Source organism: Devosia sp. P3_B2, from assembly GCF_056402875.1.
Map to the genome: position 1 here is coordinate 45,586 of NZ_JBFUGO010000015.1, position 26,738 is coordinate 72,323.

22 protein-coding genes are annotated in these 26,738 nt (G+C 66.3%); 11 read left to right on the forward strand and 11 right to left on the reverse strand.

The window, feature by feature from the left end; translation table 11 throughout:
- Positions 1-70 precede the first annotated feature (70 nt).
- The gene (locus AC1DV8_RS20025) at positions 71-1,411 is read right to left on the reverse strand and encodes an MATE family efflux transporter (protein ID WP_477158661.1); all 1,341 of its coding nucleotides are present in this window, start codon (positions 1,409-1,411) and stop codon (positions 71-73) included.
- 2 nt (positions 1,412-1,413) lie between these two features.
- Positions 1,414-2,094, reverse strand: coding sequence for a nucleoside/nucleotide kinase family protein (locus AC1DV8_RS20030; RefSeq protein WP_477150395.1), 681 nt, complete (start codon positions 2,092-2,094; stop codon positions 1,414-1,416).
- 80 nt (positions 2,095-2,174) lie between these two features.
- On the opposite strand from AC1DV8_RS20030, the gene AC1DV8_RS20035 reads away from it, so the two are divergent.
- The 3 genes from AC1DV8_RS20035 (at position 2,175) to AC1DV8_RS20045 (ending at position 6,285) form a co-directional block, all read left to right on the forward strand.
- The gene (locus AC1DV8_RS20035) at positions 2,175-4,709 is read left to right on the forward strand and encodes a ligase-associated DNA damage response DEXH box helicase (protein WP_477158706.1); all 2,535 of its coding nucleotides are present in this window, start codon (positions 2,175-2,177) and stop codon (positions 4,707-4,709) included.
- On the forward strand, positions 4,706-5,437 hold the full coding sequence (gene pdeM / locus AC1DV8_RS20040; RefSeq protein WP_477150396.1) for a ligase-associated DNA damage response endonuclease PdeM: 732 nt from the start codon (positions 4,706-4,708) through the stop codon (positions 5,435-5,437). The genes AC1DV8_RS20035 and pdeM overlap by 4 nt, the downstream gene beginning before the upstream one ends.
- Before the next feature lie 137 nt (positions 5,438-5,574).
- Positions 5,575-6,285, forward strand: coding sequence for a head GIN domain-containing protein (locus AC1DV8_RS20045; RefSeq protein WP_477158662.1), 711 nt, complete (start codon positions 5,575-5,577; stop codon positions 6,283-6,285).
- 9 nt (positions 6,286-6,294) lie between these two features.
- Here AC1DV8_RS20045 and AC1DV8_RS20050 read toward each other — a convergent pair whose 3' ends face one another.
- The 3 genes from AC1DV8_RS20050 to AC1DV8_RS20060 form a co-directional block, all read right to left on the reverse strand.
- A complete protein-coding gene (locus AC1DV8_RS20050) occupies positions 6,295-7,053 on the reverse strand; it encodes a TIGR02186 family protein (protein WP_477158663.1) in 759 nt (252 codons plus the stop codon).
- On the reverse strand, positions 7,053-7,985 hold the full coding sequence (locus tag AC1DV8_RS20055; protein ID WP_477150399.1) for a sulfite exporter TauE/SafE family protein: 933 nt from the start codon (positions 7,983-7,985) through the stop codon (positions 7,053-7,055). The genes AC1DV8_RS20050 and AC1DV8_RS20055 overlap by 1 nt, the downstream gene beginning before the upstream one ends.
- Positions 7,986-8,139: 154 nt before the next feature.
- A complete protein-coding gene (locus AC1DV8_RS20060) occupies positions 8,140-9,111 on the reverse strand; it encodes a GlxA family transcriptional regulator (protein ID WP_477158664.1) in 972 nt (323 codons plus the stop codon).
- Positions 9,112-9,231: 120 nt separating this feature from the next.
- On the opposite strand from AC1DV8_RS20060, the gene AC1DV8_RS20065 reads away from it, so the two are divergent.
- Complete coding sequence (locus AC1DV8_RS20065; protein WP_477158665.1) at positions 9,232-10,029, forward strand: alpha/beta hydrolase; 798 nt, start codon at positions 9,232-9,234, stop codon at positions 10,027-10,029.
- 129 nt (positions 10,030-10,158) lie between these two features.
- Here AC1DV8_RS20065 and AC1DV8_RS20070 read toward each other — a convergent pair whose 3' ends face one another.
- Positions 10,159-13,974: a peptidoglycan-binding protein gene (locus AC1DV8_RS20070; RefSeq protein ID WP_477158666.1), complete on the reverse strand. Its 3,816-nt coding sequence runs from the start codon at positions 13,972-13,974 to the stop codon at positions 10,159-10,161.
- Between the two features lie 262 nt (positions 13,975-14,236).
- Between AC1DV8_RS20070 and AC1DV8_RS20075 the strand changes: the two genes are divergently transcribed.
- Complete coding sequence (locus tag AC1DV8_RS20075; RefSeq protein ID WP_477150403.1) at positions 14,237-14,896, forward strand: response regulator; 660 nt, start codon at positions 14,237-14,239, stop codon at positions 14,894-14,896.
- On the opposite strand, the gene AC1DV8_RS20080 is transcribed toward AC1DV8_RS20075, so the two are convergent.
- Positions 14,883-15,578, reverse strand: a complete 696-nt coding sequence (locus AC1DV8_RS20080) for a TetR/AcrR family transcriptional regulator (RefSeq protein WP_477158667.1) — start codon at positions 15,576-15,578, stop codon at positions 14,883-14,885. The genes AC1DV8_RS20075 and AC1DV8_RS20080 overlap by 14 nt on opposite strands.
- Positions 15,579-15,770: 192 nt before the next feature.
- Between AC1DV8_RS20080 and AC1DV8_RS20085 the strand changes: the two genes are divergently transcribed.
- Positions 15,771-16,259: a RidA family protein gene (locus AC1DV8_RS20085; RefSeq protein WP_477158668.1), complete on the forward strand. Its 489-nt coding sequence runs from the start codon at positions 15,771-15,773 to the stop codon at positions 16,257-16,259.
- A gap of 88 nt (positions 16,260-16,347) precedes the next feature.
- On the opposite strand, the gene AC1DV8_RS20090 is transcribed toward AC1DV8_RS20085, so the two are convergent.
- Positions 16,348-17,964 (reverse strand): hybrid sensor histidine kinase/response regulator, encoded by a 1,617-nt coding sequence (locus tag AC1DV8_RS20090; RefSeq protein ID WP_477158669.1) that lies wholly within the window; start codon positions 17,962-17,964, stop codon positions 16,348-16,350.
- 415 nt (positions 17,965-18,379) lie between these two features.
- On the opposite strand from AC1DV8_RS20090, the gene mscL reads away from it, so the two are divergent.
- The gene (mscL, locus tag AC1DV8_RS20095; RefSeq protein WP_477150406.1) at positions 18,380-18,808 is read left to right on the forward strand and encodes a large conductance mechanosensitive channel protein MscL; all 429 of its coding nucleotides are present in this window, start codon (positions 18,380-18,382) and stop codon (positions 18,806-18,808) included.
- A gap of 330 nt (positions 18,809-19,138) precedes the next feature.
- A complete protein-coding gene (locus tag AC1DV8_RS20100; protein ID WP_477150407.1) occupies positions 19,139-19,777 on the forward strand; it encodes a response regulator transcription factor in 639 nt (212 codons plus the stop codon).
- 185 nt (positions 19,778-19,962) lie between these two features.
- Here the strand turns inward: AC1DV8_RS20100 and maiA are convergent, their stop codons facing one another.
- Entirely contained in the window at positions 19,963-20,598 is a 636-nt protein-coding gene (gene maiA, locus AC1DV8_RS20105) for a maleylacetoacetate isomerase (RefSeq protein ID WP_477158670.1), read from the reverse strand.
- Positions 20,599-20,811: 213 nt separating this feature from the next.
- Here maiA and AC1DV8_RS20110 point away from each other — a divergent pair, with 213 nt between their 5' ends.
- Together AC1DV8_RS20110 and AC1DV8_RS20115 are read left to right on the forward strand one after the other, a co-directional pair.
- The gene (locus AC1DV8_RS20110; protein ID WP_477158671.1) at positions 20,812-21,528 is read left to right on the forward strand and encodes a glyoxalase superfamily protein; all 717 of its coding nucleotides are present in this window, start codon (positions 20,812-20,814) and stop codon (positions 21,526-21,528) included.
- Positions 21,529-21,703: 175 nt separating this feature from the next.
- Positions 21,704-22,309 carry a glyoxalase superfamily protein gene (locus AC1DV8_RS20115; protein ID WP_477158672.1) on the forward strand — a complete coding sequence of 202 codons (606 nt, stop codon included), beginning with the start codon at positions 21,704-21,706 and terminating at the stop codon, positions 22,307-22,309.
- A gap of 45 nt (positions 22,310-22,354) precedes the next feature.
- Here the strand turns inward: AC1DV8_RS20115 and hemA are convergent, their stop codons facing one another.
- A complete protein-coding gene (hemA, locus tag AC1DV8_RS20120) occupies positions 22,355-23,635 on the reverse strand; it encodes a 5-aminolevulinate synthase (RefSeq protein ID WP_477158673.1) in 1,281 nt (426 codons plus the stop codon).
- 397 nt (positions 23,636-24,032) lie between these two features.
- On the opposite strand from hemA, the gene AC1DV8_RS20125 reads away from it, so the two are divergent.
- The gene (locus tag AC1DV8_RS20125; RefSeq protein WP_477158674.1) at positions 24,033-25,358 is read left to right on the forward strand and encodes a WS/DGAT domain-containing protein; all 1,326 of its coding nucleotides are present in this window, start codon (positions 24,033-24,035) and stop codon (positions 25,356-25,358) included.
- A gap of 214 nt (positions 25,359-25,572) precedes the next feature.
- Here AC1DV8_RS20125 and AC1DV8_RS20130 read toward each other — a convergent pair whose 3' ends face one another.
- A complete protein-coding gene (locus tag AC1DV8_RS20130) occupies positions 25,573-26,580 on the reverse strand; it encodes an endonuclease/exonuclease/phosphatase family protein (RefSeq protein WP_477158675.1) in 1,008 nt (335 codons plus the stop codon).
- Between the last annotated feature and the right edge of the window lie 158 nt (positions 26,581-26,738).

Here is a 26,738-nt window from a genome sequence, read left to right on the forward strand (position 1 = left end):
TGGTCTCCCTCCCCCTTGCGGGGAGGGGGATAGGGGTGGGGGTGCGTTTCCCGCACCAGCCTTTGGCAAGCTAGGCCGAAAACAACCCCGCCTTCTTACGATCCAGCGCCCACCAGTAGAACCCGGCGCGGAACAGGAAGAACAGGTGGATCGACGCCCACAGCCCGGTATTCCCGAACGCCCCCTGCAGCACCACCGCCGCGACGAGGAACAGCGCCAGCGCCAGCACCATGCCGTTGCGCATCACCGTGTTGAGTGTCACGCCCACCAGGATCCCGTCGAACACGAAAGCCGGCATCCCGGTCAGCGATGACAGCGCCGCGATCCACAGGAACATGCGGGCATATTCCCGCACCGGTTCGCTCGTCGTCATGAAGTCGATCAGGTACCAGCCGCCCGTGAACCACACGACCGCGAGGCCTACCGCGATCAGCGTCCCCCACCGGAACCCGAGCGCGTAGGCCCGGTCGAACGCCGGCCGCCAGTTCGCCCCCACCGCCTTGCCGCACAGCTGCTCCGCCGCCTGCGCGATGCCGTCGAGGAAAAAGCCCGAGATCATCAGGAAGTTGAGGAGGATCGCATTGGCCGCGAGCGGCACCTCGCCCAGCCGCGAGCCCTGCGCCGCGAAATAGCCATAGGCCCCCATCAGCGCGATCGAGCGGATCATCAGGTCGCGGCTCAGCCCGAACATCCGCTTGAGCGCGTGGCCATGAAACAGATCGTCGGGCACGATCAGCGCCATGACCTTGGCGAACCCGCCGAAATGCCGGATCATCAGCACCAGCCCGAGCAGGCACGCCACGGCCTGCCCGATCACCGTCGCCAGGGCCGCCCCGTGGGGTCCCCAGCCGAGGCTCATGACGAAGATGATCGACAGCGGGATATCGAGCCCGTGGATCACCATTTGCAGCATCATGCCGGTCTTGGCCCGCGCCCGTCCGTAGAACCAGCCGAGCAGCGCGTAGTTGATCAGCGAGAATGGCGCGGCCCAGATGCGCACCTCGAAATACTGCCGCATCGCATCGGCCACACCCGGCGTCGGCGCCATCGCCAGGTTGGCGAGACCCAGCAGCGGCACCTGCAGCGCAATCATCAGCGCCGCCGCGATCACCCCGATGCCGATCGCCCGCGCCAAGTGCAGCAAGCCGTCGCGCGGATCGCGCGCGCCGATCGCCTGCGCCGTCAGCCCGGCCGTGCCGGTCCGCAGGAAATACGCCATCGAGAAGATGAAATCGAACACCAGCGCGCCCAGCACCACGCCGCCAAGCATCGCCGCGTCGCCCTGCCGGCCGATCACCGTGATGTCGACCAGCCCGGCCAGCGGCTCGGTGATGAAGGCGAGGGAAGCGGGTAGCGCGATGGCCCAGACGTCGCGCGAGCGCACGTCGAAAGGATAGCTCGGTCGGGTCAAGTTCAGTGCTCGGTGAGAAGGTCTATCGCGATATCGGCACGGCCACGCGACCGTTTCACCAGGTCGTAATTGGCGAGGTCCACACGCTCGACATGCTGGCGGTTGCGCTCTGCGGTGAACAACCCGTGTTCCGCATGCCGCGCCAGCAGCCGCGCCTTCACCGTAGCGCGCGGCAGGTCGATGAACACAGCGAGATCGAGCAGCGGCCGCACCTGCCACCACGGCGCGTTGGCGAGCAGGAGGTAATTGCCCTCGACCACCAGCACCCGCACGCCGGCAGGCACGATGAACGCATCGATCACCACGTCCTCGATCTCGCGCGAATAGCCCGGCCCGCTCACCTGCATCGTAGCCGCCTTCACCCCGGCGAGAAACTCGGCAAATGCCGCCCCCTCGAAGGTGTGCGGCGCACCCTTGTCCTTCACGGTGCCGAGGCTTTCGAGCTTGGCGTGGCGCATGTGGAAGCCGTCCATCGGCACATAGGCGGCAAGGCCGGGAGTGCCTGCGTTCAGCGCCTCCACCAGCTTCACCGCCAGCGTCGATTTGCCGACGCCCGGCCCACCGGCAAGCCCGATGGCGATGCGCCCGTCATAGGTCGACAGCATCCGCTGCGCCCGTTCCACAAGCAACGCGAGCGCCGCCTCCGGCTTCAGCTGCAACACCTGCTGTTCGTTGTCGTTCACGGCGAGTCCTCCCGGCGGCACCTTCACTATCGGATTCCGCGGCTGGCAGACACCCCTTGCCGCCCAAACGGCACGCCCCCATACTGTGCACAAACCGGGAACGTCCCTTGCCCCTCCACCGTGAGATCACCGACTGGTTCGCCGGCAAGGGCTGGGCCCCGCGCGCCCATCAGCTGAGCGTGCTGGAGGCCACCGAGGCTGGCGACTCCGCGCTGCTGATCGCCCCCACCGGCGCCGGCAAGACGCTGGCCGGGTTCCTCCCCACCATCAACGACCTGATCGAGAACCCGCGCCCCGGCCTCCACACGCTCTACCTCTCGCCGCTGAAGGCGCTGGCGGTCGACGTGCAGCGCAACCTGATGACGCCGATCAGCGAGATGGGCTTGCCGATCAAGGTCGAGGCCCGCACCGGCGATACCCCTTCGCACCGGCGCCAGCGCCAGCGCTACGACCCGCCGCAGATCCTCCTCACCACGCCCGAGCAGTTGGCCCTACTGCTCAGCCACGGCGACGCCGACAAGATGTTTGGCAGCCTGAAGCGCGTCGTGCTCGACGAGTTGCACGCGATGGTCACCAACAAGCGCGGCGAGCTGATGTCGCTCGGCATCGCTCGCCTCGGCAGTATCGCCCCGCAGCTGCGGATCACCGCGCTCAGCGCCACCGTCGCCCGTCCGGACCTGCTGCGCGATTGGATCGCCAGCCCCGTGCCCGGCGCCGATGCGCGGCTGCTGATGGGGCAGGGCGGGGCCAAGCCGCACATCGAAATCCTCAAGTCCGAGCAGGTGATCCCCTGGGCGGGGCACTCCTCGCTTTACGCCATTCCCGACCTCTACCGCACCATCAAGGATCACAAGACGACGCTTCTGTTCGTCAACACGCGCAGCCAGGCCGAGATGCTGTTCCAGGAGCTGTGGCAGGCCAACGAGGACATGCTGCCCATCGCCATGCACCACGGCTCGCTCGCCGTCGAACAGCGCCGGAAGGTCGAGGCGGCGATGTCGGAGGGGCGGCTGCGGGCGGTGGTGTGCACCTCCACCCTCGATCTCGGCATCGACTGGGGCGATGTCGATCTGGTGGTGCAGGTCGGCGCCCCCAAGGGCTCGTCCCGCATGCTGCAGCGCATCGGCCGCGCCAACCACCGGCTCGATGAGCCCAGTAAGGCCCTGTTCGTCCCCTCCAACCGCTTCGAGGTGCTGGAGTGCGAGGCTGCACTTGAAGCAGTCGAGAACAATCATCAGGACAGCGAAGACCCGGTATCGGGCGGCCTCGATGTCCTCGCCCAGCACATCCTCGGCACCGCCTGCGCCAACCCCTTCGATCCGGTCGAGCTCCATGCCGAGATCCGCCGCGCCTGGCCCTATCGCGATCTCAGCTGGGAGCAGTTCGAGCGCACCGTCGATTTCGTCGCCACCGGCGGCTATGCGCTGCGCGCCTACGAGCGCTATGCCAAGCTCAGGAAGACCGCCGACGGCAAGTTCCGCATCTCCAACCCCGGCATCGCCCAGCAGTACCGGCTCAACGTCGGCACCATCGTCGAGGAGCCAATGGTGAAAGTGCGGCTGGTCAAGGGCCGCGGCTTCACCCGTGGCGCTACCACCGGCCCGATCGGCCGCTTCGGCAGGGTGCTAGGGGAGATGGAGGAGTATTTCTTCACCACCCTCACCAGGGGCGACACCTTCCTTTTCGGCTCCGAGATCGTCGCCTATGAGGGCATGTTCGAGAGCGAGGCCTATGTCTCCCGCTCGCAGGGCAAGGACCCGAAAATCCCGTCCTACATGGGTGGCAAGTTCCCGCTCTCCACCTTCCTCGCCGATGGCGTGCGAAAACTCCTCGCCCATCCCGATGAGTGGCACCTGCTGCCCGACCAGGTCAGCGACTGGCTCCGCCTGCAGCAGGAGGCCTCGATCCTCCCCGCCGCCGATAGTCTCCTGGTCGAGACCTTCCCGCGCGGCGCCCAGAACTACCTCGTCTGCTACCCGTTCGAGGGCCGCCTGGCGCACCAGACCCTCGGCATGCTGCTGACCCGCCGGCTGGAGCGCGCTCGTGCCCGCCCGCTCGGCTTCGTCGCCTCCGACTATTCCCTCGCCGTCTGGGGCCTTGGCGATTTCTCCGGCCTGATCCGTACCGGCCGCCTCTCGCTCGACGAGCTGTTCGATGAAGACATGCTGGGCGACGACCTCGAGGAGTGGCTCGACGAGAGCCAGCTGATGCGCCGTACCTTCCGCAACTGCGCCATCATCGCCGGGCTGATCGAGCGCCGGCATCCGGGCCAGAAGGAAAAGACCGGCCGCCAGATCACCGTCTCCTCCGACATCATCTACGACGTGCTCTATCAGCACGAGCCCGACCACATCCTGATCCAGGCCACCCGCCGCGACGCCGCGCGCGGCCTGCTCGATATAGAGCGGCTCGGCCACATGCTTGCCCGCATCAAGCGTCACATCGTCCACAAGCCGCTCGACCGAATCTCGCCATTGGCGGTACCGGTATTGCTCGATATCGGCAAAGTTCCCGTCGTCGGCGAGGCCCGCGAGAGCACCATGGCCGAAGCCGCTGAGGAACTGATCGCCGAGGCCATGGGCGTGAGCCCGGAAATGAGGAAGCGGGCGAATTGACTTCAGCCTGGGCGGCGCGCACCGCCCCGATCGACGACAAAGGCGACCCCGTGCACCTGCACTTCGCCGGTCATAGCTTTGAACCGCTCCCCTCTGGCGCCCTCTGGTGGGCCGCCGAGAACGCGCTGCTGGTCGCCGATCTGCACCTCGAAAAGCTGTCGTCCTACGCCAAGCGCGGCAGTCTTCTCCCGCCCTACGACACTGGCCTCACCCTCCGCCGTCTGGAAGCCGACCTCGCCCAGACCGGCGCCACCGAAGTCATCGCGCTGGGCGACAGCTTCCACCGCGACGAAGGCAGCTCGACCCTGCTCGATGCCGACCGCCTTCGCCTAGCCAGCCTCATGGGCAAGGCCCGCTGGACCTGGATCTCCGGCAACCACGATCCCGCCCCGCACAGCCTCGGCGGCACCTGCGTCACCGGCCTTACCCGCGCCGGCCTGACGCTGACGCACGAACCGAAGCCGGGGCAGGGCCTCATCGCCGGCCACCTCCACCCGGCCGCGCACGTCGCGATGAACGGCCGCTCCGTCCGACGCCCGTGCTTCGTCCACGATGGCCGCCTGATGGTGCTCCCCGCCTACGGCTCCGCCACCGGCAGCCTCAACATCCTCAGCCCGGCGTTTGTCGGGCTGCTGCACTGGCCGACGCTGGAGGTGGCGATGATCGGGCGTGGGAGGGTATATCCGGTGAGCCCGAGGCGGCTGGTGCCGGGGTACGACGCCTGGTGAGGGCGCCGGCCTCTCGGACTCGTGGAGGGGGCCGTCTGCTTCAGTCATCCCCCCGAAAATATTCCGCTCCCGAGCCCTTGTTCTGCATGTAACACACCACCCACGTGTCAGCCTCAAACGGGAATGGGAACCTCGACATGCATGGGATCACGAAGCTCGCCGCCGCCTCCGCGGCTCTGCTGCTCCTCGCGGCGCCGGCCCTCGCCGAAACGCGCACCATCGAGCTGCCGGCCTTCACGGCACTCGACATCTCATCGGGCATCGATGCGGTCGTCACCGTCGGCGGCACGCAGTCGATCACCGCCGAGGCCACCGACAAGCGCCTGCTCGATGATCTGAAGCTCAAGGTCGAGGGCAACACTCTCAAGGCCTATTACGACTGGAGCTTCTTCGACCTTTTCGCCTTCGGCAACCGCGACCAGATCAAGCTCACCATCGCCGTCCCGGCCCTCACCAAGGTCGAAGCCAGCGCCGGCTCCGATGTCGAGGCGACCGGCGTCACCGGTGACGCGCTAGAGTTCAACTCGTCGAGCGGCGCCGATCTCTCGCTGAAGGCTGTCGCCGGCAAGTCGATCGACCTCAACGCCTCGTCTGGTGCCGGCCTGGAGATCGAAGGCACCTGCGAGACCGGCACAGCCAATGCCTCCTCCGGCTCCGACCTCGAAGCCGACGACCTGCTCTGCGTCACGATGGACGCAAACGCATCGAGCGGCTCGGACCTCGACGCCTATGCCAGCAAATCGGTCAAGGCAAACGCCTCCTCCGGGTCCGACCTCACCATCCACGGGAACCCCGCCGAAGTGGAGCAGGAATCGAGCAGCGGCAGCGACGTCAAGATCGAGAAGTGATCGAGGCGCCTACCGCTTGAACACCACGCCGCCGAGCCACCCGGTGAACAGCGCCAGCGCCACGCAGACCAACCCGTAAAGCAGCGGCTGCGTTCGCGCCGATTGCCCCAGGAACCGCTCGAAGCCGATCTTGCGCACTGAGAACCCGTCCGATTTCTCGGCGATGACGGCGCCATTCTTGAACAGATAGGTGTGCGCCAGATACGGCCCCGGCGGGGCATCGGACGGCAGCGCCACCTGTGCGAAGTAGAACGTGTCAGAGCGGAACACCACGCCATTTTCGTTGAGCTTGAACAGGCCCTTGTCCTGCATCAGCCGGGTCAGTTCGCCGCCAAACACCGTCGCATCCCACCAGCCGGCTTTCGCGGTGTAGCGCGCCTGGCTGTCGAGCGGGATTTCCTTCTCGGCAAGCGTGATCGGGTCGGTGATGTTGCTCAACTGCGCGTCGCTCAGCACCTGGTAGAACGACGGAAACCGCTCGAACTCGGCCTGCGCGGAGTTGAGCCAGATGCCGAACTGGTTGGTCTTCCTGCGTGCCACCCGGTTCTGCAACGGCCCGGTGATGGTGATGATGATGTGATACGGCCCCTCGACGAAGCGCTGCTCTGCCCCGGCCTCGGGCTCGACCGAGCCGAACAGCGTCAGGGTCTGGCCCGCGAAGCTCGAGGTGATAGACACCTCGTCCTGGCTCACCTGCGTAACCAGCCGCTCCGCCCCCGCGGGCGAGGCCGCGAGGATCAGCGCCAGCGCGAGCAGCAGCCGGCGCATCAGATCACCCCCGACGCGCCGATCACGGCGGTCGAATAGACGTCGTTGGGCGCCATAATCAGGCTGATGCCGAAGCGGATGGCGACCGCGAGGACGAGGATGGCAAGCAGCGCGCGCAGCTGTTCGCCGCGCAGGTATTTGCCCGCCGAAGCGCCGAACTGCGCCCCCACCGTGCCGCCCACCATCAGGCAGAAGGCGAGGAGGATATCGACGCTCTGGCTCGAGACGGCATGGAGGATGGTGGTAGCCGCCATCATCGCCACCACCTGCAGCAGCGAGGTGCCGATCACCATGTTGCCCGGCATGCGGAGGATATAAACCAATGCCGGCACGAGGATGAACCCGCCGCCGATACCCAGCAGCGAGCCGACAAAGCCGATGGCGACGCCCAGCGCCAGCACCGGGATCACCGAGATATAGAGCCGCGATTTCTTGAACCGCACGCGCCACGGCAACCCGTGGAACCAGTTGTGCTGGTTGGGCAGCTTCTCGCGGACGACGATACCCGCACGCCGCTTCATGATCGCCCGCGCCGCCTCGAACAGCATCAGCGTGCCGACGAAGCCTAGGAGGATCAGGAACCCGAGCGAGATGACGAGATCGAGCTGCCCTGCCGCCCGCAGCACCTGGAACGTCGCGACGCCGCCGAACGCCCCGAGCACGCCCGACAACACCAGGTACATCGCCATGTGCAGGTCGATCTGCCCGCGCCGGTAGTAGCTCAACGCTCCTGAGGTCGAAGCCGCCACCACCTGTCCGGTGACCGAAGCCACGGCAACGGAGGAGGGGACGCCGGAAAAGATCAGCAGCGGCGTCAACAGGAACCCGCCGCCCACCCCGAACAGCCCGGAGAGGAACCCGACCGCGCCCCCGATCCCCACAAGGAAGAACAGGTTCATCGAAAGCTCGGCGATCGGCAGATAGACCTGCACGGGAGGGCGTCCAATAGCTCTAGGGCATTCCCGAGGCTCTAGCGTGAGGCCGCGACGGAAATGCGACGACTTTTCGCGAAATGCTACCGAGCACTAGCAGCAAAATACGAAGGCGAGGTTAGCCTACCGGACGGGTCGGGAATATGGACGGAGACTACGCTCGCACCGCGGCGCCAAAGCGGTCCCGGTAGGCACTGGCGGAAAGGCCGGTCACCTTCTGGAATACGCGCCGGAAGGCGGACGGATCCTTGTAGCCGACGTTCCAGGCGATCCGCTCGACCGTGTCGCGGCTGAACTCGAGCCGCTCGCGGGCGAGTGCGATCCGCAACGCCTGCACGTATTCCGTCGGCCTTAACCCTGTGGCCCGGTGGAAGCGCCGGAGGAACGTGCGCGTCTCGAGCCCCGCTCGCTCGGCCAGATCCGGGACATTGATCTCCTCACTGCGATGCGCCTGGAGCCAGTGCTGCACTTTCAGCACGGCGTCGTCGCCGTGCGACAGGCGCGGCGCGAAGGTCGAGTAGTTCCGCTGCTCTCGCCCCGCCGGATCGACCAGCAGGAATTTCGCCGTGTCGGCCATCACCGTGGGGCCGAGCACGCGGTGGACGAGGCGAAGGCCGAGATCGGTCCAGGCCAGCATGCCGCCCGCAGTGATGATGTCGCCGTCCTCCACGATGATGTCGCCGGCAGTAACGTCGACATCGGGAAAGGCGGCCCCGAACGCATCGGCATAGAGCCAGTGCGTCGTCGCGCGCCGGCCGGACAGCAGTCCGGCATGCCCGAGCATGAAGGCGCCGCCGCAGATCGAGGCGATCGTGGCGCCAGTGCCGTGGCGCTGGCGCAGCCAGCCGACGAAATCGGCTGCCTCGTCCGAAGTCAGAGGATCGGCCAGCCGGCCGGGGATGACGATGTACTCGGGCTGCCCGGCGCCATCGGGAGCGCTGTCGTAGCTGCGCTCGAAGCCGTTCTCACCAACTCGCCAGTGGCTGGTCCGGATGCGATCCGCGCCGCCGTGCTGGCGCGCATAGTCGTTCGCCACCTGGAACGCATCGGTGAGGCCATGCACCGATGCCATCGCGCAGCCGGGATACATGAGCAGGCCGATTTCGGTGTGTCTGAGTGCGTCCATCGTCTTTGTCACTTCTGGCCCCGACAATGTCAGTTGCGGCAATCGTCGCCCCTCGGGGCTCAGCTTAGGGTCATCACATCGCGGCGGACAAGGGTTCGCCCAAACAAGGAGAGACCCAAAATGACCAAGACAATCGTTCTGATCCACGGCGCCTGGCTCAACAGCCTGTCCTGGGAAAACGTGAAGGCTCGCTACGAAGCTAAGGGCTACACCGTGATCGCGCCCGACTGGCCGTTCGATGATCACGCCCCGTCGGTCCTCCGGGCCAACCCGGCTCCGGAACTGGCGAAGATCGGCCAGCGCGGCATTGTCGACCACTTCGACAAGATCATCCGCGCCCTGCCGGAACAGCCGATCCTGATCGGGCACTCGTTCGGCGGCGTCATCGTGCAGCAGCTGCTGGCCCGCGGCCTCGGTGTTTCTGGTGCAGCCATCAACCCCGCCCCGACCCCCGGCGTACCGCTTGGGCCTCAGGCCATCGTCTCGGCGCTGCCGGTGTTCGGCGACCTGTTCAGCTGGAAGAAGGCCAAGACCATGTCGCTCAAGTTCTTCTCGACGCGTTTTGCTCAGACGGAACCCAATCCGGAAGCCAAGTATGACCGCTACGTCATCCCGACCGCCGGCAAGGTCTATTGGGACGGCGTGATCAACCCGATGCTGATCGACTGGGCCAAGCAGAACCGCTCTCCGCTGCTCTTGATCGGTGGTGGCAAGGATCTGATCGCCGACGCCTCGATGACCGAAGCGATCTACCGCCAGCAGAAGAAGGCCGCCTCGACCACCGAGCTGAAGATTTTCGACGATCGCTCGCACTGGACGCTGATGGACAAGGGCTGGGAAGCCGTCGCCGACTTGGCTCTGAACTGGGCCGTCGAGCACGCCACCGACAAGCGGCCCGCGTTGCGGCTCGCGGCATGAATGGCCGGTCCGCCGGTCCCGACCGCAAGGCCGCGACCGGGATCGGCTGCTCCGGCTGCATCGCCTGCGAAGAAGGTCTACATTCACAAAGTCCGCTTCAGCTCGAAGCGGACTTTGCTGTTGCAGGGGCTAGACCGGCTGGCTCCCCAGCACCGCTAGCAGCCGCGGGTTGATCTCGCCGCTTTCGCTCATCCCCGTCGAGCGCTCGAAGCTCTTGATCGCTTCGGCGGTCTTCGGGCCGGCGACGCCGTCGGGCGTGCCGATGTCGAAGCCGAGCTGGGTCAGCGCCCGCTGCACGCCGGTCACCACCTTGATGTTGGTGATCGCCGCGCCAGGGTCGAACTTGGCGCTCCAAGTGCCGATGGGGGCGAAGTTGGCGACGAAGTCGATCGGCTCCGGCTTGAACGCTGCAACCTCGGCGATCACCTTCTGCACCGTCGCCGCGTCGAGCGAGGCCGCGATGTCGTCGCGCGACTTGGCCGCGTCTTTGTCGCCCTTGTTGGCGGCCAGCGAGAACCACTTGAACGAAGCCGCGAGATCCTGCTTCACGCCCAGTCCGCGGGCATAGAGCATGCCCAGGTTGAACTGGCTGTCCTTCATGCCGCGGCTCGCCGCTTCCTCGAACCACTTGGCCGCCGCGTCGAACTGCTGGTTGCCCAACCCGCCGCCGGCATAGAGCGCCGCGAGATTGTGCATCGCCATGCGGTTGCCGGCTTCCGCCGCCTGCTGGTACCAGAGCCGCGCCTGGGCGAGATCCTTTTCCACCCCGCGGCCGTTCTCGTAGAGGTTGCCGAGCCGGTACTGCGCCGGGGCAAAGCCCTGGCCCGCCGCCCGCTCGTACCACATCGCCGCGGCCTTCAGGTCTTCCGGCACGGCACGGCCTTCGGTGTAGATCGCCGCCACCTCGAACTGTGCCCGCGCATCGCCATCGCCGGCAGCCGCCAGCAGCGGCTCGGGGCCGACTTCGGCCGGCGGCCGGTCGACCTTCACCGGGCTTTCCATCTTGTCGAGCAGCGGCTCGACCTTGGAACTTAGGCTCGCGACCTCGGTCGCATCACCGGCAGCGGCGGCGCTGGCGGCTTCGAAGGCCGCCGGCATCTTCGGCATTTCGGCCGAGGCGACGAACTTCTGCGGCGTCGCTCCGCCGATCGAGGCGGTGGTCAGCTTGTCGACCGTCGGGATCACCCGTGGCGCGGCCTTGGCATCCGTGCGCGCTTCAAACCCCTGCTGGGCCAGCGGCACCGGCGTCAGTGCGGCATCGCCGACATTCTGTGCCGCCGTGGTCGAAGTCTCGGCCGGCTTCGTCCTCTGGTTGATCAGGTTGATGGTCAGGCACGCCAATGCCACGACGCTCGCTGCGAGCAGGATCGGCTGCTTGTGGCGCAGCAGGAAGCTCTGCCGCTTGGGCGCAGCATCGTCGGCCGGCGGGCTGGTTTCCTCGGCGCCAAGCGCCACGAGGCTCGGCTCGGGCGCCACCGGCAGCACGCGCGGCGCGGGCTCGTCCGGTTGCCACTGGCTCGCCGGCTCCTTGTCGCCCGCCAACTGGCGCGGCGCCTTCGATTTGAACAGCCCGAACGGCCCGGACTTGGCGCTTTCGTCCTTTGCCGGCTTCGCGGGCCTCGCTTCTTTGACGATCATCTCGGCCTTCACCGGCTTCTGTTTTTCCACCGCCGGCTTGACCGGCAACGATACCGATGGAGCTTCGGCCACGGCAGCGGCCTCATTGCGCGTCGCCTGGAAGCGAGCGAATGCCTTGCCGATCAGCGAGCCGCTGGCGGCCGAGATCGGCTCGGCCCTGCCGGCAGCGGCCTGGCGCGCCGCGCGGCGATGCGCCTCGATGAAGGTATTGCGGCTCGGCATTGGCGGCTCGTCGGCCATCGGCGCGACAGCCGTGACTTCGGGCCCTGGCGTTGCGACGAACACATCCTCGGCGGGCATGTCGAGCGTCGATTTGGGCTGCGGCGGGCGCTCGGCTAGGCTGGGGTCGAATACCGGCCTCGTCGGCGCTTCGGGGATTTCGAACGCCGATGTCGGCGCCGGCGGTAGCTCCGGCTCGGCGGCCGATGCACGCCGGCGCGGCCCGTTCTTGGCCTCGAGCGCCGTCCGCAGCGGGTTGGGATCGTCGCCGAACGGCTTGTCGACTAGCGGCGCCTCGGCGCTCGGGTCGCTCGGCATGCTGTCGCCGAGCTCGACGCGCTGCGGCCGAGACACCGGCTCGTCCTCGAACGACAGCTCCTCGATCAACGGCGCGACAGGGCTGCTCTTCGGTTCCACCGCCGGGGGCGGGGTAAGCTTCGCCTCCGGCTGCGGCGCTGGCGTCTCGGGTATCACGGCAAAGCTGATCGGCGTGGCCAACGGCGCCGGCTCGGCCTTCTGCTCCAGCGACATCTCGAGTCGCTTCAGCCGCTCGTTCACTTCGCGGATCGTCGCGTCGAGCGCCGTGGTGTCCTCGGCCGGCTTGTCCTTCGCGGCCGCCTTCATCACCTTGCTGACGCGCTTTTCGATTTCGGCATAACCGGCCTCATCGAGCCCGGCCTTGCCCGGCGCATCGAGTTGCCGCATCGCATCGGACGTGCGGGCCGCCACCATTTCCGCCAGCTGATCGAAATCCGGCGCCTCGGCTGCGGCCGGCGTCGAGTACATCTTGGCGAGGCCGGTCAGTTGCTCGCCGGTCTGGTCCATCCGCGCCACCAGCTGGCGCACCTGCGCCTCGAGCTGGCTGACGCTGAGGTCCGCCGGGCGATCGCTCACCTTGTCGCTCAGCACCTCGAGCTGCTGCTCCAGCGCCGCAAAGCGCGGCTCCAGCGCGCTCACCACCGTGCTGCGCAGCGCTTCCATGTCGAGCTTCAGCCCACCGACTTCGGCACTCCGCCCCTCGACATCCGAAATCCGATCGTTGAGAGCGTCGATCAGCTCGATCAGCCCCTGCGGCTGCTGCGGCGATTTCATCGCCTGCGCCACGCGGCCCAGTTCAGCCGTGATCTTCTCGAGCTCGGCCGGCGGCATCGCCATGGCCCGCTCGATCGAGTCGACCCGGTCATAGATGTTGCGAACGCCGTCCTCGATCGCCGCCATGGCCTCCTTGAGGCCATCCTTCGGGCTCTCGACCCGGTTGGCATACTGCACCTGGAGGTCGGCGAGCCGCCCCACCGTCGCGCTCACATCGTCGAGCCGCGCCGTCATGCCGCTCATGTCGGAGCGGTCGGCATAGTGCTTCTGGAGCTCCGCGAGCTTTCCCACCGTGAGCGCCACGTCGTCGAGCCGCTTATTCAGCGCCGCCATATCGACCTTCGGGCCCTCGGCGATCAGCTTGGCGAGGCCAGCGATATGGCCCTCGAGCCGCTTGACCTGTCCGGTCTCGCCCACCGCGCCGGCCAAGAGCTCCACCACATGGCTGAGCTGGCTCACCTGTTCGGCGATCTCGCGCACATTGGTGGTCTGGCCCTTGGCCTGCACCCTGAGCTCGCCCTCGAGCCGCTCGAGGCGCGTGGAGATGCCGCCCACGGCTTCCGCCAGCTCATCGAAATGCGGCGAGGCCTGCAGCGGCATTTGCTGCTGCGGCATCTGCATTTGCATCTGCGGGGCAGGGGCGGCCGCGGCCCCGAAATGCCGCGAGCGAATCTGCTGGATCGCCGCCTCGAGCGTATCGCGCGGGTTGGCGTGCTGGAGCGGCTCGTCGCGATCGGAGAATTTCTCGATCGCCCGCTGTACCGAGCGCAGCGCTTCGCGATGGCGCGTGTCGGGCTCGGCTTCCGTCACCTGGTGGCGCAGGTCGCGCATCCGCTCGGCGAGGCCCTGATAGGTCGGCTCGGGCCGCGCTGTGCGCGCCACCTGGGTTTCCACCTGGTCGAGCAGGGCCACCAGTTCGCCACGCAGCTCCTGCCATTCGCCGGAGGCTGGCTGGCCGTAGTCTTGCGGTTGGAACGTGGAAGTCGCGCGGGCCATCGGTCGATCCCAAGCACCTGTAACGGAACACCTCAGACCCAGTTCGGGCCATGAGCATCCGGTTACTCTTCGGAAAACATGGTAAAGATCGCGTTAAGCTTCGTCGCATTTTGCGAATCGAACGCGACTGAGCTGTGGAAGAAAACCGTCGGGCTTCAGGCCTTCGATCCCCGCGCGAAATCAGAATCCCACGCCCACCTTAAGTGGGATACAAAAGCCTGATCTCGCTTGCTAGTTAGGGCCCCCAGGAGTCCGCGCGTTCATGACCACCCGTCGCATCATCATCGTCGACGACCATCCGCTGTTCCGCGCCGCGCTGCGCCAGACGCTGGCCGGCGGCGATCCCTCGATCTCGGTCGAGGAGGCGGGCGACCTCCCGGCCCTCAGCGCCGCGCTCGAAGCCGACCGCGATTGCGACCTGGTGCTGCTCGATCTCAACATGCCCGGCGTGCGCGGCTTTTCCGGCCTCTTGCTGCTGCGCGCCCAGTATCCCGAGATCCCGGTGATGATCGTCACCGCCGTCGAGGATGGCGGTATCGTCCGCCGCGCTTTCGAACTCGGCGCCTCGGGTTACCTCCACAAGTCGGTCGGTCCCGCCGACATCCGCCGCGCCATCGAAACGGTGCTGTCGGGCGAAGTGTACGTGCCGGAGGGCATGGAGTTCCCCGCCGAGGATTCCCAGTCAGCCCTGATGCGGCGTCTCGCAACGCTGACCCCGCAGCAGGTCCGCGTGCTGATGATGCTCAGCGATGGCCTGATGAACAAGCAGATCGCCTATGAGCTGTCGATCTCCGAAGCGACGGTGAAGGCGCACGTCTCGGCGATCCTCCAGAAGCTCGACGTCGACAGCCGCACCCAGGCGGTGATCGCAGCCAGTAAGATCGAGGATGGCCAGTTCGACGAGTTGCTCAGCGGCGCGTAGGCGCAAGGCCGTCGAGCAGGAAGTCGAGGCCTTTCCTGAAGGCCCCGTCCCAATCGTTATCCAGTAGCAGGCGAGTGCGTTCGATTGTCGGATAGCGCTCGCTGAGATCTGTGAGGCGCTGCTGCGCGGCAGCCCTGTCCTCGTCCGAACGCTCAAAACTCCCGCGGGTGACGGTCGCGCCCATCACATAGTTCCACAGCGACCAGATCGCGACATTGAGATCTGCCTCCACCACGCCGGCGTTGGACAAGGCCTCGCTTAGCCGTTCCAGGCGGCTGAGGATGTTCGCGCCGAGCGCCCGGCGCGGCAACAGTGCTGCCGACCAGGGGTGCCGCAGCATCGCGGCGCGCCAGTCTTCGAGCAGATGAACGACTTCCCCCCGCCAATCCTCGGAGCCAGCCGTTTGCGGCGGCTCGCGATACTCGAGCACTGCGTTGAGCGCCAGGTCGAAGACCTCCTCCTTGTTGCCGACATGCCAGTAGAGGCTCATCGCGCCCGAGCCGAGGCCATCGGCCAGCCCGCGCATCGTCAATCCGTTGACCCCGTGGGCATCCAGCAGTTCCACCGCAGTCGCCACGATGCGCTCGAGCGAGAGCGGTGGCTCACCGCGCTTCTCCTGTACGGGCTGGACGCCCGTCCGCTGAGCTCCCTTTCTCCCAGCACCGCTCCGTTTGCCGACCATCCGTCTTCCTCGCTGCTCCGAGCACCGATCTAGGCCGGCAGCGCGACCGCTGTCGATCCCCAACCGATTGACTCGTACGTGGTACGATGTCATCACTCGTACACCGTACGAGCTCTATCGTAAGGACGAGTCGAAGTTCAACCTCGAGGCCGCAAGGCACGCTGCTTGCGGTCTTCGGAGCCGAGAGAAATCATGTCACGCACAATCAGGCAGCTGCTTGCCGGAGGACTAATCATCATGACCATGGGCGTTCCCACTGCGACGACGGCCGGCGAGAGCGATCTCAAGCTGACCATCGTCAATCCGCCAAACCTCGGCGACCCCTCGGCCAATGGCTACAGCACGGCAGTGATCGCGCCCGCCAATGCCCGCGTGGCCTATATCTCGGGGCAGGGCGGCCAGGACAGCACGGGCGGCCTGTCGCCCGACTTCGCCGCGCAGGTCAAGCAGGCCTACGCGAACCTGCGCACCGCCCTCGACGCGCTCGGCGCAAAGCCGGATCAAGTCGCCAAGCTGACGACCTACGTGGTCGATCACGACATGTCCAAGCTCGGGGTGCTGACAAGGAACGTCGTAGAAATGTTTGGCGAGGCGCTCCCGGCGCAGACCCTGGTCCCCGTCCCCAGGCTGGCCGTCGACCCCATGCTGTTCGAGGTCGAAGCGATCGTTATCCTGGACTAGGGAGCGCCGCGAGAAATTCGTGCGCTCGCTGCCAGGCGAGCGCACTGGCATCCCGGTCAAGGGCCGTAGCGCCCGAGCCGTGCCGGCCCTAGGCCTCCACCCGCTTCCGCCCGCGCTGCCCGGCAAGCTGGCTGATCGTGGCCCTGAGCGCCGCCGGCTTCACCGGTTTCGTCACCACCGTGATGCCGCGATCCTCGGCGAGCGCCCGCACTGCCGGGCTGCGGTCGGCCGTCACCAGTGCCGCCGGCAGGTGCCCGCCCACATTGTGCCGCAGCCACTCGATCGCATCGAGGCCGGAGGTCTGGTCGAGGTGGTAGTCCATCAGCACCAGGTCGGGCAGCCAGCCGAGCAGCAGCCCGTCCTTGTCGATATCCTTGAGCGAGCGCGCCGAGCGCACATCGCACCCCCAGCCGCCAAGCAGCCCCTCCATCGCATCGAGGATCGCCCGCTCATTGTCGACGCAGAGGATCCTCAACCCGCTGAGGTTCGATGTCGGCTCGCGTTCCGGGCTCGCCTCCGGCACCACCTTGGGCGAGCGGTGGTGCGGCAGGTAAAGCGAGAAGCGTGAACCACGGGCTTCCTTGCTCTCTAGCTCCATCGTCAGCCCCAGCGCCGTCACCAGCCGCTTGACGATCGATAGCCCCAGCCCCAGCCCCTGCGCCATCCGCGCGCCGTGCTCCAGCCGGCTGAACTCAGCGAAGATCAGCGCATGCTGGTCCTTGTTGAACCCGATGCCGGTATCGATCACGTCGAACCGCACGCGTCCGCCCTTGAGCCGCGCCCCCACCAGCACCCGGCCGCCAGGCCGCGTGTACTTGATGGCGTTGGAAACGAGGTTCTGGATGACGCGCGCCGTCAGCGCCCGATCGCCAACCACCGCGAGCGACGTATCGACCAGCCTGAGGTCGATCTCCTTTTTCAGCGCCAGCGGCGCGAACTCGACATCGACCTTCTTGAGCAGGTCGCGCACCTGGAACGGCGTCGCCGCCGGCTTCACGGCGCCCGCATCGATCCGCGAGATATCGAGCAGCGCCGCCATGATCTCCTCGACCGCCGTCAGCGAGGCCTCGATCGAGTGCGCCAGCTCGTCGAGCCCGGTGCCGCCGGCCCGTTCCACCAGCGTCGAGGTGTAGAGCCGCGCCGCGTTCAGCGGCTGCAGCAGGTCGTGGCTCGCCGCCGCGAAGAACCGCGTCTTGTCGCGATTGGCCGCATCCGCCTTGGCCCGCGCCACTTCGAGCTCGGAGTTCACCCGGATCAGCGCCGCGGTGCGTTCCTCGACGCGCCCCTCGAGGGTCTGGTTCATGCCCGCGAGTTCGGTCTCCGCATCCACCCGCGCCGTCACGTCGGCAAAACTGATCACCAGCCCGCCATCCGGCAGCCGCGCCGAGTGGAACTCCAGCACCTGGCCCTTGGCCCCGAGCCGCTGGCTCACCGTGGTGTGCGATTGCGTCAGCGTCTGCACGCGCTGCACCGCCAGCGAGATGGCATCGCCGGCCCCCAGGTCGCCGCGCCGCGCCACGAACAGCGCCATGTCGTAAAGCGGTATCCCCGGCCGCAGCAACTCCTGCGGCACCGCCAGCAATTCGCCATAGCGCGCGTTGCAGGTGACCAGCCGCAGGTCGCGGTCGAACACCGCCACACCCTGCGGGATGTAGTCGATCGCCTGTCGCAGCGAATCCTGTAGGTCGGTCAGCGTCTCGATCATCTCTTTTTTTCGCCCGTCCCAAGTATCTGCCCCGCGTCATCCCCTCGCAAGGCCGCACAAAGTCGTGGCTGTTGAAGGACACCGGCGGCGCGAGTGCCTTCTCCCCTTGTGGAAGGTGCCCGAAGGGCGGATGAGGGGTTGCCTCCACGCCCTCCGACGCCCGTCGCTCACGCTCCGATCGCGCAAGCTGCGGTTGCGGACCCCTCATCCGGCGCTTCGCGCCACCTTCTCCCACAAGGGGAGAAGGCAAGGGCGGTGGTTGCCGCTGCCGCCCCCGTCCCCCACAGCGCCACCTCCAACTCAACAGTTGAGTTGCTTTGTCGACAAGAAGCGGAAAAACTCCGGCGAGGGCGCGGCCTGGGGTCATTTGCCGCAACGGGAGGGCCGGTCGGCGCCGCCAACCAAGGGGACTGACATGTTCAAGGAATTTCGCGATTTTGCCTTGAAGGGCAACGTCATGGATCTGGCCATCGGCGTGATCATCGGCGCGGCGTTCGGTGCCATCGTCTCGTCCATCGTCGATGACCTGTTCATGCCGATCATTGGCCTGATCCTGAACGGGATCGATTTCTCGAACCTGTTCTTCGTCATCTCCAACCCCAACAACCTGCCCGTGCCCTCTGTCGCCGCCGCCAAGGCGGCCGGCGTCGCCACCATCAACTACGGCCTGTTCATCAACGCTGTGGTGAAGTTCACCATCATCGCCTTCGTCCTGTTCCTCGTGGTCAAGGGCATCAACCGCCTCCGCCGGCAGGAAGCCGCCGCCCCCGCCGCCCCACCGGCCCCGACGACGGAAGAAAAGCTGCTGACCGAGATCCGCGACGCGATCAAGGCGCAGAAGTAAGCGCCAGCTCGCCCGCCAGTTCGAACGCACGTCCGGCTGTCAGCCGGACGTGCGTTCTGCTATCAGATAGGACAATAGTCCTTGACATGCGCCACACAGGCATTTATCCCTATCGTCATTAAGGGCTCCCGCATACGTAGTTCTTCTAATCGGAGTGCGCGGGCAGTTGTTGCATGGTGCGCGACGATAGTTCGTTGCGTTGGTGTGGGCTGAATACTCGTAAGAACAGCGTCTTGTATCGTGCGTCCCGGCGTCCACGCAGAGCTTCCGGCTCGCGTTGAGCCAGAGCGCGCAATCTCGTCTTTACGTCGTTTGTTGCCGGAGGACGTCGTGACTGAGTCATTTTACTATCCGTCATTTCTGCACCGGGATCGCTTGATCCACATCCTCGATGCCGACGCCTCCACCTGTGAGGCGTTGAGCGTCCTGTTCCGGCTCGAGGGCTTCCAGACCGCATTTTCGGTCGATGCCGCGCATTTCCTGAGCGGCGTGGAACGCCGCCGGCCCGACGTCGCCATCATCAATATCCGCATCGGCAACGAGGACGGTTTGGCGATCCTCAAGCGCGTCAAAACCCTGCGCACGGGGACGCCGGTGTTCATCCTGGAGGATCGGCCGGAGGTCGATTCCGCCGTGCTCGCGATGAAAGCCGGCGCCACCGATGTCTTCACCAAGCCGATCGATTCCGAGCGCCTGGTCCGCGCCGTGCGCGAGGCGCTGAGGCAGGACATCCAGCTCGGCGCCGTCGTTGCGGGCGGCCGCCGCCACATCGAGGTGCGCGGCTTCGATCAGCTTACTCCGCGCGAGCGCGAAGTGCTTCAGCTCATCACCAACGGCCAGTCCAACAAGGAAGCCGGCCGCGAACTCGGCATCTCCCCCCGCACCATCGAGGTGCACCGCGCCCGCGTCATGGAAAAGCTCGGCGCCCGCAACACGGCTGATCTGATGCGCATCGTGCTGACGAGCTGAGGCGCCGGCGGGTGCAGGGCTTCGGCCGGCGGTAGCCGACCCCCACCCCTGTCCCCTCCCCTGAACAGGGGGAGGGAGCCGATAACCTCGATGTCAGTGCCAGGCGTCTCCTTCCCCATACTTAGGGAGAAGGGGACAGAGGGGCGGTTCGCGCCAGGCGTTCGGGTCCGCCGAGATCGTGGCGCCTACCCAGGAAAGTCCACCTGTGTCTCCGGGCGCGCGGCCACGAACTCGGGCAGATCGCGACAAGTCGCATCGAGCGCCTGGAGCAGCGGATACGGCGCCAGATCACACCCAAACCGCCGGGCATTGGCCATCTGCGGTACGAGGCAGGCCTCAGCCAACCCGGGCGCATCGGTGAACCCATAGCGCGTCGACCGTGTCCGCCGCGCCAGTGCCGTCTCGAGGCTCTCGAACGCCGTCGCCACCCAGTGCCGATACCAGCCGTCCACCTGCGCCTCGCTCGCGCCCATCGGTCCGGCCAGGTACTTCCGCACCCGGTTATTGTTGATCGGATGCAGATCCGCTGCGATCAGCAGCGCAAAGGCCCGTGCCTCCGCCCGCTCGATCGGATCGTTCGGTAGCAATGGGGGCTCCGGATAGAGCTCCTCCAGCAGCCCGATGATCGCCATCGACTGCGCCACGATCCGCCCGTCGATCTCCAGCGCCGGCATCAGCCCCTGCGGGTTGATGGCGCGATATTCGGGCGAACTGGCGGAAGGCACCGGCACGTACTCGTAGCCGATGCCCTTGAGGTTCAGCACGATACGAACGCGCTGTCCGGCGGAATTCTGATAGCGGGAGTGGAGGCGCAATTGCATACCGGCACCTTGGCGCGTGGCCTTGTCACAATCCAGCCTTTGACAGACTCGCAGCCGCGACTATCGTGGCTATCGGGCTGGTGCAGCCCGCCGCTCGCGCCCTCAGGGGAGAGGTGAATGCACCGTCTGAAATGCCGGGTTTGAGCCCTCAACGGACGGCCCGTCGGCAATGCGAGCACTGACCTTGCGTGCTGTCCGCCAGAGGATCAGACCATGCATAGCTTTCTCGACTCGAAGGTTATGGCTAAGGCCTTGCGCCAGGCCCTCGCCGAACGCGGCCAGGAGATTTCGCACTCCGACGCGCTCGAACTCGTCGCCCGCCAGTTCGGCTTCGCCAACTGGAACATGCTTTCGGCGCGCATCGAGGCCGCCCAACTCGCCCCGCTCGAGCTGCCGCCCGGCTGGCACGTCGCCAGCCATACCGACCAGCGGAACTACCGTCTCGGCATCGATCCGAAGGCCCTGGGCACCGCGCTGATCGAAAGCCGCCCCGACCGCGACGAGGCGATCGGCCGTGTTGCCGGTGAAACTGCCGTGCTGATGCAGTCGGTGCTGGTCGACAACTTCCGCGGCAAGCGGGTCCGTCTCGCCGCCGAGCTTCGTACCGAGTACGCCGATCTCGCCACCATCTGGCTACGCGCCGACTCGACGACTGGCCAACCGCTCTGTTTCGACAACATGCTGAAGCGCCGGACCGATGGCCCGCTCACCGGCACGACCGGCTGGTCCGAACGCCACATCGTGCTCTACATTCCGGTAGCCGCCAGCAGTCTCCATTTCGGCTTCTTCCTGAAAGGCGCTGGCAAAGCTTGGGCTCGCGGCTTCAGCCTCGAAACGGTTGGCGAGCACGTGCGGACCACCGAGCCGGAGCCCCGCTACCTGAGCCGTCCCACAAACCTCGATTTCGGCGGTGAGCGGCCCACCGCGTGACGCCGTTGACTCCGAGCGCGCGAAGGTGACATTGAGCTGCAGGCCCGTGCAGCCTGCCGCTCGCACCCCTCGGGGACGGTGAACCGCGCGACTTCATCTTTGTGGTTTGACCTCGGGCAAGCCGTCAGCAACGCGAGCACTGACCCTCATCGCTGCCCGGTGAAAGGTTCAGACCATGCAGACCTTCCTTGATGCCAAGCAGATGGCCCGCGCGCTCCGCCAGGGCCTCGCTGATAAGAAGCTCGAGCTCGGCCACTCCGATTGCCTCGAACTGGTGGCGCTGCAGTTCGGCTTTGCCGACTGGAACACGCTCGCCGCCCGCATCCGCCTCGAAGAGTCCCCACCGACCCTGCCGGCCGGCTGGACCCTCACCGGCATCGGCCGCGGCAACGCCTATCGCGCCGGCCTCGATCCCGACATTCCGGACGCCATGCGCGTCGCCTCTACCAGCCCCAACGGCATCGTCGATGTCGACGAGTTCGGCGGCCTAATGCGAACCATCCCGGCCGACGCCTGGCGCGGCAAGACAGTGCGGCTCGGCGCCGAACTGATGGGCAAGGCGGTCGAGCGAGGCGCCATTTGGCTGAAGCTCGACGCCGCTGACGGCCGCCCGATCAACGTGGCGAACACGCCGGCACGGGGCGATTTCGGCTGGACCGGGCGGGAGGTGGTGATGGCGGTGCCGGAAACCGCGGCGCTGATCCGCTATGGGCTGCAACTGGCAGGGAGCGGGGAGATCTGGGCGCGGGGGTTCAGGCTGGAAGAGGCGGTCCAGGCGTAATGGTTCGGTGATCGCCTTCTCCCACAAGGGGAGAAGGCGATTATCTCAGCCGCCAGCGCCCGTCAGCGTCAGATCCCCACCCATCAGCTTGTTCGAGCTGACCTTCTCGGTCGGCCGCTCGCGCGGCAGCTCGAGGCTGGCCCAGACGCTCACCAGCGCGTGGCGCAGCTCGATGATCATCTCGTCGGTGTGCAGCGGCGTCGGCGTGATGCGCAGCCGCTCGGTGCCCTTGGGCACAGTGGGGTAGTTGATCGGCTGGATGTAGATATTGTGCTTTTCCAGCAGCATGTCGCTCGCCGCTTTGCACAGCCGCGCATCGCCGACAATGATCGGCACGATATGCGTGTCGGTCTTCAGCACCGGCAGGCCGGCATCGCCGAGAATGTCCTTGGTCAGCTGCGCCTGGCGCTGCTGGCCATCGCGCTCCACCGTTGAGCTCTTGAGGTGCTCGATCGAGGCGCGCGCCGCCGCGCACAAAGCCGGGGGCAGGGCGGTGGTGAAGATGAACTCCGGTGCATAGGAGCGCACTGCGTCGATGATCGCCTGGTTGGCGGCGATATAGCCGCCCATCACGCCGAAGCCCTTGGCCAGCGTGCCCTCGACGATGTCGATCCGGCCCATCAGCCCGTCGCGCTCAGCCACGCCGCCGCCGCGCGGGCCGTACATGCCCACCGCGTGCACTTCGTCGATATAGGTCAGCGCGCCGAATTCCTCGGCCAGGTCGCAGATCTCGGCGATCGGCGCCACATCGCCGTCCATCGAGTAGATCGACTCGAAGACGATCAGCTTGGGCCGCTTCTTGTCGACCGAGGCGAGCAACTCGCGCAGATGGCCCGCGTCGTTGTGCCGGAAGATCTTCTTTTCCATGCCCGACTGGCGCACGCCCTGGATCATCGAGGCGTGGTTGAGCTGGTCGGAAAAGATCACGCAATCCGGCAAGAGCCGCGCAATGGTGGCGATCGCGGCTTCGTTCGAAACGAAGCCGGAGGTGAAGACCAGGGCGCCTTCCTTGCGGTGGAGGTCGGCGAGCGAACGCTCCAGCTCGACCAGCGGACGGTTGGTGCCTGAGATGTTGCGCGTGCCGCCGGCGCCGACGCCGAGCTTGGCGGCGGTCTCCTGCATCGCGGCGATGGTCACCGGGTGCTGGCCCATGCCCAGATAGTCGTTGGAGCACCAGATGGTGATCTCGCGCTGGTTATCGGCATTGTCCCGGAAGATGGCTCGGGGGAAACGCCCGGCAATTCGTTCGAGGTCGGCGAAAACGCGGTAGCGTTTTTCCTGCCGCAAGGTGTCGACGGCGTCCTCGAAAAACCCGCGATAGTCCATTGTCCCACTCTCGTAGTGCAGATCTCGTAGCGCAGAGCCACGCGCCTGCTGGCGACCCCACCTGCGAACCGATAGCTAGCCCCGTCGCATCGGCATTGACATAGGTCAATTCGCCGCGCGGCGACCAATACAAGTCATTGGCCGGACTGAGCCTTGCCGACGAACCTTGGAACCATCCTAAACAATGGGGGGCCGACTGCCAATCAAACAGATGTGCGCGGGGCGTCACAGGTGGCTCTCGAAGCGGGTGCTATGATCCGTTCAGAATGGGTTCAGCGCCGTCGTGTCAGTTGCGCCCTAACAGCCGTTCCAACCGGATTAACGGCCCTGATGCCTTTCCGTTGACCCGGCTTTGGCGTCCGATAGTATCAACCGCACGGAAACAGGGGGATCCGCCATGAAGAGCTTCTCTTCGTCCAGCTTCGCCAACGACCACGCCGAAGTTCTCGATCTGGCGCTGGCCGCCGTCAACAAGCATCCGCAGGCCCTGTTCACCGATTTCCAGTGGTTCCTCTACGAGGCGCGCGACACGGTGTTCTTCACCGCCGCCTCGAAGTCCCATTTCACCAAGGAATCTCTCGGCAACCTAGTCGCCGACATGGTGGCGCTGGCCCCGCAGCTGAGCCACGGCTTCGTCGGTGCGCGCCCGGGCCAGCCGTTCCCCAAGCACCTGCTCGATGCCATCACCCATGTCGAGGAAGTCGACGAGTTCGATGGCTATCCGGACAAGTGGGTGTCGAAGTCGCCCGATATCTTCGAGCGTGACGACCTGCCGCTGTTCCGCGTCTCCGCCGTCGTCCGCCGCGGCGGTCCCGACGCCGATGGCCGCGCCTCGATGATCCAAGTCCGCTCGAGCCACGCGCTGCTCGAGGGCTCCGACTCGGCGCTGCTCACCCGCTCGGCCTCCGCCGGCCACGGCGTCATGTCCGACAAGTCCAACAAGGTCGGCCTCGGCGCCCGCATCAAGGGCACGCTCCGCGGCTGGGGCATGACCTTCATGTACATCACCCTCGCCAACATTCTCGCTCCGGCCGAAAAGCCGTGGGGCTTCAAGACCCTGGCGCTGAAGCGTCATCGTCTGCGGCTGCTTGCCAACAAGCTCGGCGTGCGCCAGCGCTCGCTGATGTTCGCGCTCGTCACCCACGCCCTCAACGGCGAGGGCGAGGATCGGCACATGTCGAAAAAGGTGATCGGCGCCGCCTACACCATGCTCGATGGCAAGCGCCACGACGCCGATGACGATTTCTTCCGCGTCCGTGCGCTCGAGGCCAAGTTCGAGGTGATCGACGATTTCGTCGAGTACGTCCGCAAGGTCGACGACACCATCGACAAGATCGAGAAGAAAGACATCACCAAGTTCCAGGTGATGATGAACTCGATGTTCAAGTCGCTGCGCACGCTGAACCGGCTGGTGCCGGCGCTGCCCAACAAGCGCTTCTGGCGCTTCAACGGCGGCATCCACATTGTGCTCACCCTGGTCCCGCCGCACCGCACTTACGGTCCGATGACTCACGGCATGATGGAGCCGATCTATTGCGGCGCCTGGCACCCGGCGGCCAACATCTGCACCTTCTGTCCCGGCCGCGAGTACATCACGCTGAACTTCTCGATGGAGACGCGGCATATCGCCAATGTCGAGAAGATCGAGCAGCTGCTGCAGAAGGTCGAGGCCATGGACGTGGCGCCGACCGGCAAGGTGATCGTCGAGGACGACTCGGTCTGATTGAGGGCCACCGGCCTCATCTCCCCCTTGGCGGGGGAGAAAGCGAAAACTTGGGCTTAGCGTTTGCTAAGCCCAAGTTTTCGCAAGAGGGGGGGCGCGGAGCCATCGTGCCTCCCATGATCCCCGCTCTTGAGATTTCTACGACTTAGCAAACGCTAAGCCCAAGAAATCGCTTTCTCTCCCACAAGGGGAGAGATGGCCGAGACATCCAGTCTCAGCGAACGAACCCCGCCACCGTCCCCACGACCATATCGTGATCCGACAGCACCTCGCCATCGGGCGCCACCGACGGCACGATGCGGCTCTCCTCCACCACCAGCCCGCGCGTCAGGAACCAGTCGAGCTTCCACGTTCCGCGCGGGCTGCGGCTCACCCGGCTCGGCCGCGTCGTCGATTGCCCGATCGGCCCACCGTGCCGCTCGAAGCCGCGCCCATAGGCGTGGGCGAACAGCGTCTCCTTCTCGAAGTCGCCGCCATCCGCGAGCCCGGTATTGAGATCGCCGCCGATAATCACCGGGGCGTCCCCAGCCAGCCTGTCGATCGCATCGATCAGCCCGCGCACCTGCGCCTCGCGGTAGCCAGCGTCGCCGCGGTTCTCGAGATGCACCGACACCGCATGGAGCGGACCCTCGGTGGTCATCACGCTCGCCGCGATGGCACACCGCGTGCCCACCCGCCGCGCCGGGCTCTCGGGCGTGAACCAGTGCCCATGCGCTTCCAGCCGGATCATCACCGGCGCCTGCAGTGCCGTCCGGGCCAACAGCGCGTTGCCGTGAAAACCATGCCGGTTGAAGTTGTCCTTGCAGAACTCGAGTTCCACTTCGGCGCCAAGCTCCAGTTCCAGGAATTCCACCCCGAACGCGTAAGCCATATCCAGCTCCCCGGCGACATCGCGCGACGTGTGCCGCTGACCGGTCCGCGCCATGCCGTTGTCGACCTCCGACAGCAGCGCGATGTCGGCGCCCTCGCGCTTCAGCATCGCCGCGGATTGCTCCACCGCATAGCAGCGCTCGAGGTTCCAGGCAGCGACGGTCAGCGGAAACGCCAGCACCTCGCTACGGCCCGTCGCCGGTGCCTCCACCCGCTGCAGGCATTCGAGCCCGGCCATCGCCGCGGCATGGTTGGCCTCGGTGCGCTCCAGCGCATCGAGTCGATCCCGCTCCGCCTGCGGCGGACCATTGAGCAGGGCAATCTGGGCGGGCTTGACGAGATCGAGGGACATGGCGCGCGGACTTCGTGAGGGGAGGGAAGTGCTCCCTAGCCAGCGGATATGTCTTCCCGGTGACAAATCGTGCGTCCGCGTACCCTCGCGTACGGGTCTCCCTTGCCGCGCGCCGTCCCTCACGCTAAATCCCCCGCCAACAACAGTTCCCCGGGGGG

Bases quoted from the DNA above. Each gene is read 5' to 3' on its own strand.
- AC1DV8_RS20115 (WP_477158672.1), top strand. From the start codon at position 21,704: ATGCAGACCTTCCTTGATGCCAAGCAGATGGCCCGCGCGCTCCGCCAG.
- hemA (WP_477158673.1), bottom strand. From the start codon at position 23,635: ATGGACTATCGCGGGTTTTTCGAGGACGCCGTCGACACCTTGCGGCAG.
- AC1DV8_RS20050 (WP_477158663.1), bottom strand. From the start codon at position 7,053: ATGCGCCGGCTGCTGCTCGCGCTGGCGCTGATCCTCGCGGCCTCGCCC.
- AC1DV8_RS20070 (WP_477158666.1), bottom strand. From the start codon at position 13,974: ATGGCCCGCGCGACTTCCACGTTCCAACCGCAAGACTACGGCCAGCCA.
- AC1DV8_RS20125 (WP_477158674.1), top strand. From the start codon at position 24,033: ATGAAGAGCTTCTCTTCGTCCAGCTTCGCCAACGACCACGCCGAAGTT.
- AC1DV8_RS20045 (WP_477158662.1), top strand. From the start codon at position 5,575: ATGCATGGGATCACGAAGCTCGCCGCCGCCTCCGCGGCTCTGCTGCTC.
- AC1DV8_RS20090 (WP_477158669.1), bottom strand. From the start codon at position 17,964: ATGATCGAGACGCTGACCGACCTACAGGATTCGCTGCGACAGGCGATC.
- mscL (WP_477150406.1), top strand. From the start codon at position 18,380: ATGTTCAAGGAATTTCGCGATTTTGCCTTGAAGGGCAACGTCATGGAT.
- AC1DV8_RS20065 (WP_477158665.1), top strand. From the start codon at position 9,232: ATGACCAAGACAATCGTTCTGATCCACGGCGCCTGGCTCAACAGCCTG.
- AC1DV8_RS20130 (WP_477158675.1), bottom strand. From the start codon at position 26,580: ATGTCCCTCGATCTCGTCAAGCCCGCCCAGATTGCCCTGCTCAATGGT.
- AC1DV8_RS20080 (WP_477158667.1), bottom strand. From the start codon at position 15,578: ATGGTCGGCAAACGGAGCGGTGCTGGGAGAAAGGGAGCTCAGCGGACG.
- AC1DV8_RS20085 (WP_477158668.1), top strand. From the start codon at position 15,771: ATGTCACGCACAATCAGGCAGCTGCTTGCCGGAGGACTAATCATCATG.
- AC1DV8_RS20060 (WP_477158664.1), bottom strand. From the start codon at position 9,111: ATGGACGCACTCAGACACACCGAAATCGGCCTGCTCATGTATCCCGGC.
- AC1DV8_RS20075 (WP_477150403.1), top strand. From the start codon at position 14,237: ATGACCACCCGTCGCATCATCATCGTCGACGACCATCCGCTGTTCCGC.
- AC1DV8_RS20110 (WP_477158671.1), top strand. From the start codon at position 20,812: ATGCATAGCTTTCTCGACTCGAAGGTTATGGCTAAGGCCTTGCGCCAG.
- maiA (WP_477158670.1), bottom strand. From the start codon at position 20,598: ATGCAATTGCGCCTCCACTCCCGCTATCAGAATTCCGCCGGACAGCGC.